The sequence below is a fragment of the Gracilimonas sediminicola genome (assembly GCF_024320785.1).
GTDB lineage: Bacteria > Bacteroidota > Rhodothermia > Balneolales > Balneolaceae > Gracilimonas > Gracilimonas sediminicola.
Genome location: NZ_JANDBC010000001.1, coordinates 634091 through 650301, shown reverse-complemented (window position 1 = coordinate 650301; position 16211 = coordinate 634091). Strand labels below are relative to the sequence as shown.

The following is a 16211-nucleotide window of genomic DNA, read 5'->3' as shown; positions in this document are numbered from 1 at the left end:
TCACTCTTTCTCTCCTTTCCATTCAATCTCAATGCCAATAACATATGGCTGACTGTCTTTTGAAGTATTCAAATACCGTTCATCTCTGGCAATCAATATTTCCAAGTTCTGCTGTCTGATAAGTTCATAAAGAGTGCTTAGATTGAAACCTTTTAATGATACGTGGTGGGTGGAAAAGAATAACTTTATAAGATTATGCTCATCTGACTTTTCTGTCCAAGTTGTGATGAGTTGAGAGTAAGGAAACATCTGGCGAGTGCCATCTTGTTTGATAAAATCTATGGTTCCGACATCACCGGACTTAAAACCCTTTTCTTCTAACTCTTCTTTATCCTGACCATCCAATTCGGCCAGTATTTCTTTAGATATCCGGTTCATAATCTCCTTTATTAGGTGTGATGGTTTTTGTTTTGGATTGGGTACGACCTTGATCTAACTCTTCAAGTTCATGGACTGACATACGGTCACCTTCTTTGTGGATCGTTTGCAGAAGATCCTTTTTATCATCGGTATAGATTTTGACAGCCTCACGGCCACGAGAGACTGAAACATAGAACTGTTTCATGTTGGAGGCCGGGAAGGTGGCAGAGGGTTGAGCAATCAATACCCGATCTACTGTCTTGCCCTGGGAGGCATAGGAAGTAATACAATAGGCATGATTGAAATTGCCAAAACCTTTATCAATTTCATACACAGTGCCATTTCTGCGATTTGGCGTCTTTAATCGAATATCACCCTGACGGCTAAAGCTGTCCACTTCCAAAATCTTACCATTATTCAAGCGACGGCCATTGTTATCAAAGCCATTCTTGGTAATGCGAATACGGTCACCTTTAGAGAGATTAATCTCAAAAGATTTATAAACATCGAAATCATCAGGGCGGAATAAATCGAGTGAATGCGTCTGACCATCTTGGGCGATCTTAACGTTCTTATCATCGACATAACTGACTGTGGCTTGTGATCCCTTTTTCAATCCCGGCATATTCTGATGAAGCTGAACAACTTGACCTTTAGAGTAAGAACGCCAGTCTTTCTTTTGTGCATTCGAATAGTAGAGGTTTTTCAATCGAGAGTAGGGGCGATCTTTGTCTTCTAATTCACCACTGTTTTTTAATCCTTGTCTTATGCCATCCGTTACCAGTTGAGCTTGTTCATTGGTGGGAGAGATCACCAGTGCAGAACGCTTTTCTTTTTGGGCTTGTAAATAATCATTGGCCAATTGTTTTGAGACGTCATTGGTTTCAATTTCTTCAATACATCCCAATGACTCCAGTTTATCAAATCCCCCTGATATATCCCCTGAACTGATGGCCTCAACAGCTTCACGATATTCTTTTCCTTTTTGGCGATAGATACGGTTTACAGAGGGGATTGGAATCCCTGCCACCTGTCTTAGGATACGCATGGCATCACCACGTTGGACTGACGTGTGCTGACGAGTATCCCCGGTCAGTATCACCCGGGCATTCAGATCATCAGCTAACTCTAAAATATCACCCATATCTTTTGTACCAAGCATTCCGGCCTCATCAATCCAAATGACTTGATCTTTAATCTCTGATTGTAGCTTGTCATCTTTTAAAAGCCGAGCAACGGTATCAGCCTTTTCAAAGCCCTCAGAGCGCAACATGTCCCGTGAGGCGTCCGCAGTCGGGGCAAAGGCATAGACACGTCTCTCAGTCTCTTCTATGAGCTTGACAGCCGATTTCATCATGGTGGTCTTACCCGTTCCCGCACCACCACGTACCATTATCAAACGGTCGTTGGATTTGAGGATATGTTTGACGGCAACCGCTTGTTCATCATTTAAATTCTCGAATACGGTTTCATTCATAATCGGGCTGATTGGATTGACAGTGCCTCGCATATCCTTTGCCAATTTAACCATGCGTTTTTCTTCCGCTTGCACGGGAATAGTGGTACATAATTTATCTTTCCCATCAGGGACTTTGAATACCCGATCATCTTGTTCAAATGCTTGGTCAATGTCATCCAATGACACGGCTTTTGAATCGATACCATGCAGGTATCCTTCAGCCAAAATTCTACGGTCTCGTTCAACCGATTTTCTAGCAAATGAATGACTCAAAGCATGGTCAATACATTGACCTGAATTCAGGTCTGGGAGCGTGGTTTCAATCTCTTCATTTAGGTGGTGATCTATGCCGACATTTTTCAGCTGCCCGACCCATGATTTTTTAAGCTCAGGCATTGATCGTGAGGATTGTTTTTTGCCTCTGGTGCGCGCCCCTAATTGATCGAGTTCTTCTGGATCAGTAATGCCTAATTCTTTAGCCGTTTGACCAATAGCATTGGTGCGTTTTGAGAAGTGCTCAATCGCTTTTTGGGGAACGATTGACACCTCAAAACTTCTGCCCGTTTTTCGTATCCCATAACCCAGTTCAGACAGTTTATCGGCTAACCTTTTTTGGAACCTGGCTTGGTACCACGGCATGTCTCTTTTGATGTTATGAAATTGTCCGGCCTTAATACGATGTTCGGTCTCATCCCATGTCGCATTAAAGGTAAAACAGTGACAATGCAGATGCGGATCAGGGGGATGGTCATCAACCGGTCTTGCCGTTTGATGAATAAAATCTGTCCATAATAATTCCCCGGTATCTCGGTCATGATTTTGTCCATCAATGCGAACTCTGGTCTGCATATCAGCTTCCATTTCTCGCATTGTTTCATGAACACTTTTTCTAAAGGAATCCAAAACTCTGTCGTCATCACCGAAGGCGTGAAGGATGGAGACAGACTTTGGACAGTGAAACGAAATGTCATATCCAACCCGGCGATTATCAACCGTTCGAGGTGTTAGATTGTCCCCCGTGATGGGGTGAATGTTATCACACAGTTTGTGAAAGACAGTGCGTTCAACAATATCATTTTCAATACCAAGACGAGCGGACAGCTTTCCATGAAAGCGTCCGTTCAATTCCTGGTCATCAATGTAATAATCCGCCTTACTGAGAGCTTCGTTAAAGTAGGTCTTAGCCTGCTCCACAGTTTGACTTTGAAACATTCGTATCATAATATTTTCTCGGTGATATTCCCTCTAGAGTGAAGGTCTATTTATGGGATAAACATCACAGGTTTCCTACGCTCATACGGTGTTCGTGCGTAACGTGCAGTGCGTTAGATTGACTTATGACAGTGCGTAAGGTTATGCAGTGCGCAATTCTATCAGACATCTCCCCTAAGCAGTGCTTCGGAAAGATGAGACAGGCGTTTACGCACTGTCATGTCTCTTTAATTTTTATTGCGCAACGGCTGTTGGTTCACCTGATTTATCTCGCTTTAAAATCAGATTGTAGAGCTGATCTCTATGCTCTTGATCGGTTGGTATGGGGGAGCGATTTGTAAAGCCTCTGGCTTCATGTCCGGCGAAACCAGATTTAAGAGCTTGTCCCATTTCTTCTCCGGCAATTTTCTCATCAATTTTATCCATGATAAAATCTCTGGCTAACGCATAAGCGCCCATGTAACTCAGTGAATAAAGCACACTGGAAAGGAGAAGAAGGAGTCCAAGTATTCGAGTAAATGGAATAAACATTAATACCAAACCACCAATAAAAAAGGGAAGGGGCTCAAACCAGATTTCAATCCTTCGTAAACTTGTTCCATTCTCTTTTCTTGACTTAAACCAACCCGTCAATTCACCTGTGGACAAACTGAATTCATCAAAGCTGACATGCGTCGGGTCACTGTTGATTTCTGATCGACGTTTATTAGCAAAGACAAAAAAGAGTATCCCAAATATACCAAGCCCGTAGCCATTACTACCAAGAGCTGAATAGGATGCCGCTTGTGAGAAAGCACTAAATAATAGCGTGATGAGAAAGAGTAAAAAGAGAATAATACTTAGCCCAAAACTGAAATATCTTGACCCCATATTTTTTCGGATAAAGACCTCAAGGAGAAGTCGGGGAACTGAACATATGCTGTAGAAAAATGACAGAAAGCCAAGTTTAAAGTTTGTCCGTCTGAACACTTGTTTGAAGTATGATTTTTGCTTCATGATGTACCTCGTTATTTATTGTTATTGATAAATTGTTTGAAGGAGATTTTTCTGTCATTTCTTGTTGTAGAAAACCACGGCATGCCTTGCCTGTGAATCCTGGCATCGACCAGATATTTGTTGATCGGTCCACCCGTTCTCATGGCTGTAAAATCTTCGGGATGAATAACAAAATCTCTGTCCTGAGATGTGCCTTCTGACATCGTAAATCCACCGACAAATTGTGAGCCTTTATTCTCCTTCCAAATCTCTTGTTGACCGATTAAATCAGAAGCGTATTTATTTGTCTCCATGTCGGCATTGGCATGGAAGATTTTAGTCCCCATTGTCCCCAGAAAACTTTTGACCTGAAACTCACCAGAACGCCCTCCTAAATGCGCAAAATAATTCGGCAGATTTTGAGTCAAATAGACGGTACAAACTTTTGAGCTTCTAGCGGTGGCCTGATAATCAATGTCATGTTCATGGAGGAAATTTTGAGCCTCATCAGCCCAGAGAAAAACGGGCATCTTATTGTTATTAGTTGTCCGGCGCTCCATCGCTCTTTGCCAGACATATTTAAATAATATTTGAGCATCTCGACCGACTTTGTCGAACTGTTTAATCGGTAGATTAATCAGGATGATCTTACCGTTAAAACAATCATCGGGAGAAAAGTTAGGCGTAGAGGAGCAGATTAAACTTTTAATCGGTTCACGGATCAGACGAAACAGTAAACCGAAAAAAGAGTGTTCAACCACCGAGCGAGTTTTATCACTTAAGCCCGGAAAGTCAGACATGAAATAATGCATGACCTTTTTAAAAGAGGCCAAGCCTTTATCGGACTTAACATCAAAACTTTTATCAGGATTATTCTTCTTAAATATCTGCTTTCTTTGTTCGGCCTGACGAGCAACATTCAGCTTGGCCTGATAGAGTAGTTGAGCAAACGGATCATCAGCATCTGATGTTGGTAGGACAACATCAGATTTAGATTTAGGAAGGTTTTGAACCGCAATGTACAGATCATCAATCTTAAGCTTGCCATGAGCAAGCACACACAGATCAACCACGTTGAATAAAAGCATATCAAGAGCATCTTCCCAGAACCCTTCATTAGCCATCTGACCTTGTTCTGATTTTCCGGCATGTATAACCGTCTTTAGAACATTCACAATATTATCGGTAATGCCGGAGCCATCACCCGACCGATTGTACTCATAATCAAGAAAGTCGAAGTGGTATTCACCATCCTTTTCTAAGATAATGAGATCATCTAAGCGGTTGGTTTGGGTGCAGTATTCAACCCATGTGTTTTTCTCATCAGGCTTAACCGTTAAAACCAATCCACCAAGACCAAGGGAGAGATACTTTTTAGCCAGTGTTGCACCAGACCCCGAAGACTTACCAGACCCAATACCACCAAAAACCTGAACACCTTGAACCGCATCGCGAAGTGTCCAGATATCATCCGGTGTGTTACCAGAATTTGGAAAGGTTAGTATGGTTGTGTCGAGATCAATAACGTCAGAATTAAGATTAGTTTATATCCTTGCCCTTATCAGGCTCTTTAGTTTGGGAGCGACCAGTTTCGATTTCACCCTTATTGGTATTCAACTCATCCCAAATCTCAGGTGAGATATTAGACTCCAAATCCTTATCCTTGCCGTGTTGCTCACGACCATCTTTCATACCCTGAATACGCTCATCATTCGGATTACCTGAATTGATAAAAGCTTCATTGATATCAGGGGCTAGCTCTTGAAGTTTATAGCCTTGAGTAAAGCCTTTGAAATAATCGGATTCTGCATCTGGTTCGATAGGGCGGTCAGTCCCGTCCGGAGTTTGGCCTAAGCCGTAGGGATCAGGCTCTTGTATAAATTCTTGGTAAAATTCATTGAGCTTATCTTGGTTCCTGTGATCTTTTAAAGATGATCGTCTCTCATCAAAGGTGTCTTCTAAAGCCTCAATTTGTGAAATGAATTTGTTATCCAATGATGCGTCTTCACCCGGGCGTATGCCTCGACCTTCATATTCAGCCTCTTGGCGCAGGAGTAGCCTATTCATAGCTTTTTGCTCATCCTCTTTGAGTTGCCTTAGCAGGGATATGTATTGATTACGTTCAGACATCTATGGTATAATTATGAAAATTAAGGGGACGACTATGAAGAATTTGAAACCAGAAGAAATCCCAGAAAAGAACATGGAAAGAGCACACAAAATGTTGCTTGAGCATTTCGGTGGTGAGTTCCCAGAATATTTTATTAATGACATTGACCAAGAGTGGTACACACATATGTTGGCTGAGTTTTTGACCGAAGCCGATCAGGGAGATATTACTTGGAGTGAATTCGACAGTCTCAGACAACAAGTTTTGGGAAACATTGAAATGAGCAAAGAGACGTCGAGATCGCTTCATAATTTCAGGTACCGTAAAATGAAACGGCCAGAGGATATTATCGACAGTGATCGCACCGTTCATTAATTGCAGTGAATTCAGCGATATTTTAGAAGGTCTCTTTCGCATTCCCCTCCAAAAAATCTAAGATGGAATCCCGATCATACAGTATGATCTTCTTACGGGGCTGAGTAAAACGTATATCCCCGTTGTCCCGATACTTTTGTAACGTGGTTTTAGATTTGATACCAAGGAGGCTCATGGCCTCTTCAGTATCAATCCATTTATTCTCAATGTCCGGTGATTGTGATTCAAGACGCTCTACGACCGTGTCGATCAGAGTATAAAACGCCTCTGTCTCAAGACAGATGACTTCCATGTAAGAGTTGTTTGCTGATTAGCAGTCTGGAAGATTGTCCAGATTGTTATCGGACGTGGCATCCGCATAGGTTTTAAGGTGCTTCTTACCATTCTCAGTATAGGTATGAACATCTGATCTATAGCCTGCTTCTTCAACATAGTAGGTGTGAATCTTTCCATCTATGTGATTGATCGCTTGTGTTTTTGTGGCTTCACCCCAATCGCCACAAAGAGATGTAATATCCCCGTCACTATCTTTGCCCGTTTTCTTTACTCTTCGATCTGCCATATGTCTGTACCTTAATTATAAATATTATGAATGGAGTATAGAACTACCCGAAATAACTATAGTATCCCCTATACAGTTAGAGCGATGAGAATGGTATTCCTTACAAAATTTCTCAAAAAACTTTGTAAGGAATTAATTTTAAGCTATTTAAATGTGCTTATTTTACTATCTACCACCATAAAAAGCTTCATTTATAAGAGATGAATCTCCTAATTTGAGTGCTTCATTGTATGAGTTGCAGTTGATGGGACTATCTTTTGGAGAAATTCCCCAATCCAAAAGCACCTTTTTTGCGATCTCGATAATTTTAGGATGATCCCAATATAGGCTCGTACCTTCATAAAAGATTTTATCGTCAATGAAATCAACCCACATTTTTGGATCAGACTTGGAGATTTCTCCATCCGGAGATTTTGACCAAATTGGGTTATAGTTTCTATTGAATAAGACCTTTGTGCCATCTTTTTTATACCAAATTCCGTAAGGCAAGTAGAGTCTGAGTGGCATAAAGCTTTTTGCCCGAGACTGATTCTTATAAACTTTAATATCATTTCTAGTGGCAAGCACATTTCCACCTCTATCGGTGCATAATTCAATCAAACTTGAATCGTCATTAAAAACAATACCATCAATGCCAGCCTCTTTGAGATATACCAATGTACCTTTTTTGAGTATACTGGGTACTTCATCATTGTATTCATGAGAATTCAGAGCATGCTTCCAATTATTAAAGCCGTATTCTATTGAGGCTTTGTCTAAAGCTTTATGGTGGGGCAAAGCTTCTTCTTTGTTTATTTTCTTGGCTAGCTTTTTTATGAGAAGTAGATTGGAATTCATTGTATTTCCTTTTTTTAATAAGCATCAAACATCACTCACCAAATGCTATTCGCATATCAATAGGTTAATACAATTAGAATATTACTCATAAACAGTGCTTTGCGCTTCGAGACGGTGAGTGTCGGGCTCCTGTAAAGCCTATTTAAAGCTATATCGATAAAGCGCAAATGTCAATTTGAAGATTAAATAATGTCGTAGTTTTTTTTAGAAGTCTATGACCTTATCAAGTGCGTCATCCGCCTCTTTATTGATGAAGTTAGCCTGGTAATTAATTGTCGTTTTAAGGTTGGAATGACGGTAAAGTTTTTGAAGCATGAGCGGGTGAATCTTCTCTCCAGCAATATTACCAAAGGAATGACGGGAGATATGGTTGGATAAGTTCTTATCTATCTCAGCTTGCTCAGCAATTCTTTTCAGCCACTTATTAAATAGACGAGCCGCATTCCGTGACTTTCGAAATATATCCTCTTCATCATCTTGATCGGCTTCCTTTAAGTAAGGAAACACGTAATCGTTCTTAGACTGTTTATCGGGTTTATATGCCTCTAGTATCTCAATGGCTTTATCCGGGATCTTTAAAGAGACAGGCTTTTCGTTCTTACTCATTTCATAGTAGAGACGGTCATTCTTAATGTCAGACCATCTTAATGATAAAACATCTGATATTCGCACTCCGGCGAAGTAGAATGAGAAGAGCCAGATATTTTTTGTATGCCAGATGGATGTATCTTTTTCGAACTCCATCTCTTCAATAGTTCTGATTTCTTCTTCGGTTAATCCAATCTTGTTTCCAGAACTCAATTTAATCGAGACGTTATCACCACCGAAGGGATAGTTCTTCTCATCCACAATACCTTCTTTAATAGCCCTATTATATAGAGTGCGTATCAGCATCAGTTGATTTGTGGCCGTACGCTTCTTGTGTTTGAGTTCCGTTAGGCAGTAGGTTTTAAATCTCTCTAAGAAGGAAACGGTTATCTCATGGAAGTATAGGTCTTTGCCACCATTAAACTTTTCAACATTGTTCAAGATCGACTGATCGGCACGGGCTACTGAGAACGTACCTTTATCTTCATATTCTTTGATACGTTTCTCACCCAGATCAAAAAAGCTTATATCAGCATTACTGTTTTTGACCTTATTCTTGATCTGTTTAACAGAGACCGGATCATCTTTGGTCTCAAGCTCAAGGACAGTATCGTTCGCTTCTGACAATTTCTTTAGAATAAGATTATTCAGACGCTTAGAATTGGGATGGGATTTTTTGACACGCTGATTATCAAAGTCCCAATACTTCTCTTCCAGATATTGACCTAAATATATATACCGTGATTTACGGTTGTGCGTAATCCGCAAGACGAGGGGAGAGGTGCCGTCTTTCTTTTGTTTATTTGTCCGCAGTAGTACCTTTAAAGAAGCCATAAGTCACGTTGCTTTAATGAGTGCCTGAGACAACATAAGGATTCTTTTTCTAAAATGGGTACAACATAGGTCAAACATTTGGCGGTTTAACTTGATATGGTGTGTTTTCAAGTGCGCTTTAAATAGCTGTAAAACGGTATTTTGAATACATTTGAGGCCATATCATGCCAGAATGGGTAAGGCTCATAACCCGAAGGTCGCAGGTTCGAATCCTGCCCCCGCCACTACCAAAGCCTCCTGATTAAGTTCGGGAGGCTTTTTTTATTTCGCACAATAAACGGGTTTAACACCTTTAGAGATTGATGAATTTATAGCCTGATGAAATTTTGAACGGGTGATTACTGTTTATAGCATTTATATATTTTCCCAACAAGTACAGTTTTAATTAGACATGCCTGAAAATTTCACCTTACCTGAATCATCAAAAATATTAGAACAAATCAGCGCGAAGAAGGCCATCGGACTGATAGCCGGGCTGAGTATTGTGGCCGTACTTTTTCTTTTTTGGCTGATCTATTTTAAGGAAGGGGCCGAGGCTCCGGTTCCATGGATTAAGAACCTGTCGGCCGTAAATGCGGGGTTGAATTTTCTGAGTACCATTTTTTTAGTGCTGGCTTTCCGGGAAATAAAACGCAGGGATTTTCAGAAACACATGCGGTTTAATCTCGCAGCTTTTGTGACTTCCTCTTTATTTCTGGTGAGCTATGTGGTGTACCACCATTTTCTGGGAGATACCAAGTTCATGGGCGAAGGTTTTATCCGTCCTGTTTATTTCTTCATACTGATAACGCATATCGTCCTCTCCGTTTTTGTGGTGCCGCTGGTGCTTTCCAGTTTTTACTTTGCACTAAGCGGCAAGTTTTCAACCCACAAAAAAGTATCCCGGTGGACCTTCCCCATCTGGCTATATGTTTCAGTGACCGGGGTACTGGTATTTTTAATGCTTAAAACCTGGGGTTGAAAGAACACCCAACAAGGAACATCCAACTTTTAACGTTTAAGGTGTCTTTCTACATTAGTTCAAAGTTCGATGTTCGTTGTTCCTTGTTCGATGTTTTAAACTGAGAATTCACCAAATCTTCAAAAACAACGGGTATTATGGCTTCATAAATCTATGAGGCATGATGAATACCAAATTAATCAGAAAGTATAACGTACCAGGTCCGCGCTACACCAGCTATCCAACGGTTCCGTTTTGGAACGAGCAAGAGTTTACTACCACTGACTGGGAATCTACCCTGATAAGTTCGTTCGTGGAAAGCTATGCGGATGGGATTAGCCTGTACATTCACCTTCCGTTCTGTGAAAGCTTGTGCACTTTTTGCGGGTGTCATAAGCAAATTACCAAGCGCCACGACGTGGAAGTTCCTTATATACAAACAGTACTAAAGGAATGGCAGTTATACCAGGATTTTCTACCGCTTACTCCGATGATTCGGGAAATCCATTTGGGTGGAGGAACGCCCACCTTTTTCAGTACATCCAATCTTGAAAGACTTATCAATGGAATACTGGAGAAAGCGGAACTCGCAGAAGATTATCAATTCAGCTTTGAAGGGCATCCGAATAATACCTCCAAAGAGCATCTGCAGACTTTGTATGATCTGGGATTTCGGAGGGTTTCATATGGAGTTCAGGATTACGACCCGCAGGTACAGTTTGCCATCAACCGTATTCAGCCATTTGAAAATGTGAAACGGGTTCATGATTGGTCACAGGAAATTGGTTACACTTCTGTAAATCATGACCTGGTATTCGGGCTGCCTCATCAAACACGGGAAAGCATAGAGAATACCATTGAAAAAACGAATGAGCTCCGCCCGGATCGGATTGCCTTTTACAGTTATGCGCATGTGCCCTGGATGAAGGGGAACGGTCAGCGGGGGTTTGATGAAAAAGACCTGCCCAAAGATCATGAAAAGCGAGCGTTGTATGAGCTGGGAAAACACATGTTTTTTGAAAACGGATACCGGGAAATAGGTATGGATCATTTTGCTTTGCCGTCCGACTCCTTGTATCAGGCAATGAAGGCCAGGGACCTGCATCGTAATTTTATGGGATACACGTCCGGTTCAACAAAAGCCTTAATCGGTTTGGGAATGTCGGCCATTAGCGACAGCTGGTATAGTTTTGCCCAGAACGAAAAGAAGCTTAAAGATTACCGGCAGCAAGTGGAAGAGGGAAATTTACCCGTTTTTAGAGGACACCTGTTGAGTACGGAAGACCTGTTGCTACGCGAAAATATCCTGAACATCATGTGTCGTTTTGAAACGGAGTTTGAGGGTGATTATCCTTTATTCGAAATGATCAAGGAAGATTTAGAAGAATTGGTATCTGACGGACTGGTTCATATAAACGGCCGTAAAGTGACGGTTACAAAAGAAGGAATTCCATTTGTACGAAATATCTGTATGGCCTTCGACCGCAAACTTCAGGAAAGCAAGCCCAGAGAGAACTTGTTTTCTAAAACCGTATGATTAACTATAAGCAACATCTTCATCTAACCTTAATGAAATGGATGTATTCTTTGTCAGTAGAAATTAACAGAGGGATTGTTTGATGACTTCATTAGCAAAAAATTCAGGAATCTGGCAGTGGGCCATGTTCAGTTTTGTGCTGGCTGGCTTCACAGGCTTTCTTTTCCGGTTTGGTTTTGTAGAGCCACTACCGGTGGATCTGAACCTGGAGAATATGAGGCACGCCCATTCACACCTGATGTTTTTCGGGTGGGCGTCTCTGTTACCGCTATACCTGATTAAGCTGGATATCGTTTCGGGCTACCACGCCGCTTTTGGGGTTCGTTTAATGAAAAACGCACTTTGGTGGATTGTTATATTTGGCTTACTGTCCTTCCCCCCGTTTCTGCTTTATGGGTATAAACCCATAGCTATTGGTGACGCTTCCCTTCCCTTGTCTGTTATTTTTTCGGGGATGGTAATGCTGGGCTGGTATGGATTTATGGCCGGATATTGGATCACCCGCCGAAGAAAGAAAGGATATACACCGAATCCATTTTTTGATGGCGCCCTGGTGATGTTATTTGTGAGCTCCCTTGGCGCCTGGTCGGTTGGAGTATTACAGGTGACAAATTTTGGCGGGGTATTGTTACCCAAAGCACTCACGCATTTCTTCCTCGCAACCTTTATTGAAGGGTGGGTAATTTTAGTTTTGATGGGGTTGGTTGCCAAAGCTTTGCAATTAAAGGAAGATGAATTTGAAGTCTCCCCCACAGTGTTAATTGGGTTGATTGCCATCGGGGCACCGCTCACATTCCCGTATGGAATTGCTGACGGACTTATTAATTTCGACTTGTCGGTGGCTGCCCGTACCGGAGGCGTACTTATAGCAGAAGGGGTGTTGCTGTTTGTCTATTCCGCTATAAAGAACAGGTGGAGTAATATCTCAATCTGGATCTGGCCGTTACTCTTTCTCGTGATTAAGTCGGTGATGCAGCTTGTGGCCTCTGTTTCACCAATGGAAATGTGGCTCTCTGATCATGGTACGCGAATACTATACCTGCACACCACTTTATTGGGAGCATTCACGGTTGGCGTGATTTGGTTTCTCCATCACATGGCCAACATGCAAAAGAAGTACTTCTACTTTGTACTGGGATCTGTAGTATTGCTGATAATGAGCCTTGTTTTGATGACTACACTATGGCCGGAATCTCTTAGCGGGCCTTGGATTTTTGACGTGCTGGCTTTAGCCGCGATTTTCCCGGTTATATCTGTTCTGTTTTTCTGGATTAAACTGAAAAAGATGGTTGATCAGGAACATCAATCCGTAGAAGTTATTCGGAAAGAAGTTGTTCTATAAACTCTTTCAGAACAACTGTGCTGTTGTGTTCCTCATCTTTGGATGCGAATACAAAGGTAACGACATCTTCTTTTTCTACCGTGTCAATAAGTTGTTGAACAGCCTCAGAACCAAATAACTCTTTCCGGTAGCGGTCTTTGAATTCATCCCACTTCTCAGGGTCGTGATCGAACCATTTTCTTAACTCGTGGCTGGGTGCTACCCCTTTCATCCACTCGTCCAGGTTAGCACGCTCTTTAGAAACCCCGCGTGGCCACAGCCGTTCGGTAAGAATTCGGTAGCCATCATCCTCAGCCGGTTCCTGATATACCCTTTTTAGTTTAATCACCGTTAGGCTTTTCCTTAATCTTCTGTTGAATATCCAGTGATTGAATAGACCCGATAGCAGCCTCAATAGCACCTTCCATACAAAGCCCACTCATAGAAGCATCCGTGAAACCTTCCTTTGCTGCTTCGATACATGCATTTCTTATACACTCAATTTGCTTGGTGTTAAGTGAAGTTGAATGCTTTTTTTCTTCTTTGTCATTCATATACATGAATACCTGAGTTAATATTTCACTTTAGGCAATTTCAGAAGTCTTAGTTTGCCACTTAGAGTACATAAATTAATGAACAGAATAAATCCTTTCGATTCTATTCAGTTTGGTGACTAAACGAACCATAAAATCACGTTAAGAAATGAGCTCGATATTTTGGAACCGAGAATGTGAAATCGGTTCTATACTTTAGGCAAGCAATTCAATCGAACTTCTCCAAAGTTTATTGAGTTGACCTTTTTAGATAATCGTAGTTGTGAAGACATATATTTATTTATGGAATTTGGGATATATACCTTTGTAGAAAACACCCCTGATGCTGAAAGCGGGAAAACGTTACATCCGTCTCAACGGCTTGAAAACCTGATGGAAGAAATTGAACTGGCCGATGAACTTGGGCTGGATGTTTATGCCATTGGGGAGCATCACCGGGAAGAGTACGTTTCGTCTTCACCATCAACGCTGCTTGCAGCCGCTGCGAGCCGTACCAAAAATATCCGGTTGAGCAGTGCGGTTACTGTACTCGGTTCGGAGGATCCGGTTCGGGTGTTTCAGCAATTTTCGACCATTGACCTGCTTACGGAAGGAAGGGCAGAAATTATGGTAGGTCGCGGTTCTTTTATTGAGTCTTTTCCATTATTCGGCTACGATTTGCAAAATTATGAAGTGCTTTTTTCCGAAAAACTGAAGTTGTTGATGAAGCTTAGGGAAGAAGAGAAAATCACCTGGCAGGGTAAATATCGACCATCCATTAATAACAGGGGTGTATATCCTCAGCCTTATCAGGATAAAATGCCGGTATGGCGGGCAGTTGGCGGAACGCCAAAGTCGGCCTATGAAGCGGGAGCAATGGGAATGCCTATGGCTATTGCCATTATTGGAGGTCAACCGGCTCAGTTTAAACAAATAGCCGATCTCCACCGTCGTGCTGCCGAAGAGCACAATCAACCCAAACCTGCATTGAGTATAAACTCCCACGGTTTCATCGCAGAAACCACACAGGAAGCCGCTGATATTGCTTTTCCGGCTTTTAAAACTACCATGGATAAAATCGGAAAGGAGAGAGGGTGGCCTCCGATGAGTCGACAGCAGTTTGATGCATCAATCACTTTAAAAGGAGCAAATGTAGTAGGAAGCCCACAGGATGTAATTGATAAAATTATGTACCAGCATGAGATCTTTAATCATGACCGGTTCCTGCTTCAGATGAGCGTGGGAAGCGTTCCGCATGAAAAGCTTTTACGCTCTATTGAGCTCTTTGCCAAAGAAGTTGCTCCGGTCGTTCGTAAAAAATTGAATCAGGCTTCTCCTGCTTAATGGACCTGAGCTTCAAGTTGAGCCCTCCGGCTTTTAAGCTCCTGAGAAGCTTTTGCGTAGCCGCCCTCGGTACCATCTACAAAGTGAATGTGATTGCTTTGGTAACTCCTTACATAGCAGGTTACCATTGCTGCGAAGGATGCATGAACTCCGTAAACAACACTGCCTTCATTAAATAAGCCCTCCAAAAACTCAGTCATTTCCATTCGTTGCTGAATGGTGCCGGAGGCCACGAAGCGCAAGCCGTCTCCGAATTTCTTGTAATCAGCGTGGCGCACTAAATCGGGTTTGTAATTTCCCCAGTTGGTGGCAGAGGTTTTCTTTTTGAACTTCATCAGGTATAGCCCGGTGACAAGCTGAAAGATCATCATCCCAATATGTTTCAGTTTTTTGAACAGGGAAGGCGGCTGGGTTCGGAGTTTCCACTCCACCCCAAGAAGAAGTGGGTTGGTGGTCATTTGTAAATCGTCTTCCCGCAGGGGATGAAAGCTGTCTTCGGTGCCGTAAATCTCCTCGATCTTCTCAAAACACTGCTCGTATATTTCAGCACTTCTTTCATCATCTTTTTTAAATGACTGTATGATGTAGGCAGCCACCTCATCTTTATCGCTGGGCACCTGGCTCCATCGGCATTCCAATCCGGTAAAGTCAGCCTCAACCGGGTCAGTATCCTTAAGCCGGTCTTCTTGCTTTATCAGCTGTTCGGCAAAGGTTACCCCGGTTCCCCAAAAAATGGTTTGATCCAAATATTCGGACAGAGCCAGCCGGGCTACACTTACATCATGTCCCATCTCCCGGATTTCTTTTACCTGTATAATGCCAATGGCCATTTCAAGTCCGTAGGCATCTTTAACCGCTTTACGGCAGAATGCCAATACGCCTTTGACCTTCTCAATTTTCTTATTCGGAAGTGCTATCAGAGATCCGTCACCACCAAAAAGGTAGGGAAGGAGGTCTTCTTTTTTATAGAGGTTATTCAATGCCGCGATGATAGAAGCACCCGCCATGTTTACTTCTTTATATTTCCCAAGGCGTATAGCATCTGTTGATCCTCTCACATCAGCGAGGGCAATGTACCAATCGTCAGGGAGGGGGGTATATAAAGAATGATCAGAAACCTCCCGGAAAGAAAAAACGGTATTCAGTTTTTCGTAAAACTCTTGGGCGTTCATAATTGTGGGTTTGCAAATGGGTTATATGCGGTTCATAGCATAACAAATTAAT

The 16211-nt window shown here is 42.0% G+C and carries 17 protein-coding genes; 5 read left to right on the top strand and 12 right to left on the bottom strand.

Going from position 1 to position 16211, the window contains the following annotated elements; translation table 11 throughout:
- The 5 genes from NM125_RS02990 to NM125_RS02970 form a co-directional block, all read right to left on the bottom strand.
- Entirely contained in the window at positions 1-378 is a 378-nt protein-coding gene (locus NM125_RS02990; protein WP_255132714.1) for a hypothetical protein, read from the bottom strand.
- Positions 362-3040, bottom strand: a complete 2679-nt coding sequence (gene mobF, locus NM125_RS02985) for a MobF family relaxase (protein ID WP_255132712.1) — start codon at positions 3038-3040, stop codon at positions 362-364. The genes NM125_RS02990 and mobF overlap by 17 nt, the downstream gene beginning before the upstream one ends.
- Positions 3041-3265: 225 nt before the next feature.
- The gene (locus tag NM125_RS02980; protein WP_255132711.1) at positions 3266-4027 is read right to left on the bottom strand and encodes a hypothetical protein; all 762 of its coding nucleotides are present in this window, start codon (positions 4025-4027) and stop codon (positions 3266-3268) included.
- Between the two features lie 11 nt (positions 4028-4038).
- On the bottom strand, positions 4039-5352 hold the full coding sequence (locus NM125_RS02975; protein WP_255132709.1) for a TraM recognition domain-containing protein: 1314 nt from the start codon (positions 5350-5352) through the stop codon (positions 4039-4041).
- A 193-nt stretch (positions 5353-5545) separates the two neighbouring features.
- Positions 5546-6136 (bottom strand): hypothetical protein, encoded by a 591-nt coding sequence (locus NM125_RS02970; RefSeq protein ID WP_255132707.1) that lies wholly within the window; start codon positions 6134-6136, stop codon positions 5546-5548.
- A 34-nt stretch (positions 6137-6170) separates the two neighbouring features.
- On the opposite strand from NM125_RS02970, the gene NM125_RS02965 reads away from it, so the two are divergent.
- Entirely contained in the window at positions 6171-6491 is a 321-nt protein-coding gene (locus NM125_RS02965) for a hypothetical protein (protein ID WP_255132705.1), read from the top strand.
- 22 nt (positions 6492-6513) lie between these two features.
- On the opposite strand, the gene NM125_RS02960 is transcribed toward NM125_RS02965, so the two are convergent.
- The 4 genes from NM125_RS02960 to NM125_RS02945 all read right to left on the bottom strand — a co-directional run bounded on the left by NM125_RS02960 (position 6514) and on the right by NM125_RS02945 (position 9312).
- Entirely contained in the window at positions 6514-6783 is a 270-nt protein-coding gene (locus tag NM125_RS02960) for a helix-turn-helix domain-containing protein (protein WP_255132703.1), read from the bottom strand.
- A gap of 18 nt (positions 6784-6801) precedes the next feature.
- Positions 6802-7053: a DUF3892 domain-containing protein gene (locus tag NM125_RS02955; RefSeq protein ID WP_255132701.1), complete on the bottom strand. Its 252-nt coding sequence runs from the start codon at positions 7051-7053 to the stop codon at positions 6802-6804.
- Between the two features lie 165 nt (positions 7054-7218).
- Positions 7219-7890, bottom strand: coding sequence for a hypothetical protein (locus tag NM125_RS02950; protein ID WP_255132699.1), 672 nt, complete (start codon positions 7888-7890; stop codon positions 7219-7221).
- Between the two features lie 204 nt (positions 7891-8094).
- Positions 8095-9312 (bottom strand): site-specific integrase, encoded by a 1218-nt coding sequence (locus NM125_RS02945; protein ID WP_255132697.1) that lies wholly within the window; start codon positions 9310-9312, stop codon positions 8095-8097.
- 391 nt (positions 9313-9703) lie between these two features.
- Between NM125_RS02945 and NM125_RS02940 the strand changes: the two genes are divergently transcribed.
- From NM125_RS02940 to NM125_RS02930, 3 genes are all read left to right on the top strand, one after another.
- Complete coding sequence (locus NM125_RS02940) at positions 9704-10273, top strand: DUF420 domain-containing protein (RefSeq protein ID WP_255132695.1); 570 nt, start codon at positions 9704-9706, stop codon at positions 10271-10273.
- Positions 10274-10436: 163 nt separating this feature from the next.
- Positions 10437-11789: an oxygen-independent coproporphyrinogen III oxidase gene (gene hemN / locus NM125_RS02935; RefSeq protein WP_349294177.1), complete on the top strand. Its 1353-nt coding sequence runs from the start codon at positions 10437-10439 to the stop codon at positions 11787-11789.
- Between the two features lie 82 nt (positions 11790-11871).
- The gene (locus tag NM125_RS02930) at positions 11872-13131 is read left to right on the top strand and encodes a hypothetical protein (RefSeq protein ID WP_255132691.1); all 1260 of its coding nucleotides are present in this window, start codon (positions 11872-11874) and stop codon (positions 13129-13131) included.
- On the opposite strand, the gene NM125_RS02925 is transcribed toward NM125_RS02930, so the two are convergent.
- Together NM125_RS02925 and NM125_RS02920 are read right to left on the bottom strand one after the other, a co-directional pair.
- Complete coding sequence (locus NM125_RS02925; RefSeq protein WP_255132689.1) at positions 13106-13459, bottom strand: DUF488 domain-containing protein; 354 nt, start codon at positions 13457-13459, stop codon at positions 13106-13108. The two genes, NM125_RS02930 and NM125_RS02925, sit on opposite strands and share 26 nt — an antisense overlap.
- Positions 13452-13664: a hypothetical protein gene (locus NM125_RS02920; protein WP_255132687.1), complete on the bottom strand. Its 213-nt coding sequence runs from the start codon at positions 13662-13664 to the stop codon at positions 13452-13454. Before NM125_RS02920 ends, NM125_RS02925 begins: the two co-directional genes overlap by 8 nt.
- 282 nt (positions 13665-13946) lie before the next feature.
- Between NM125_RS02920 and NM125_RS02915 the strand changes: the two genes are divergently transcribed.
- Entirely contained in the window at positions 13947-14987 is a 1041-nt protein-coding gene (locus tag NM125_RS02915) for an LLM class flavin-dependent oxidoreductase (protein WP_255132685.1), read from the top strand.
- Here NM125_RS02915 and NM125_RS02910 read toward each other — a convergent pair.
- A complete protein-coding gene (locus NM125_RS02910) occupies positions 14984-16159 on the bottom strand; it encodes a DUF3095 domain-containing protein (protein WP_255132683.1) in 1176 nt (391 codons plus the stop codon). The two genes, NM125_RS02915 and NM125_RS02910, sit on opposite strands and share 4 nt — an antisense overlap.
- Positions 16160-16211: the final 52 nt, after the last annotated feature.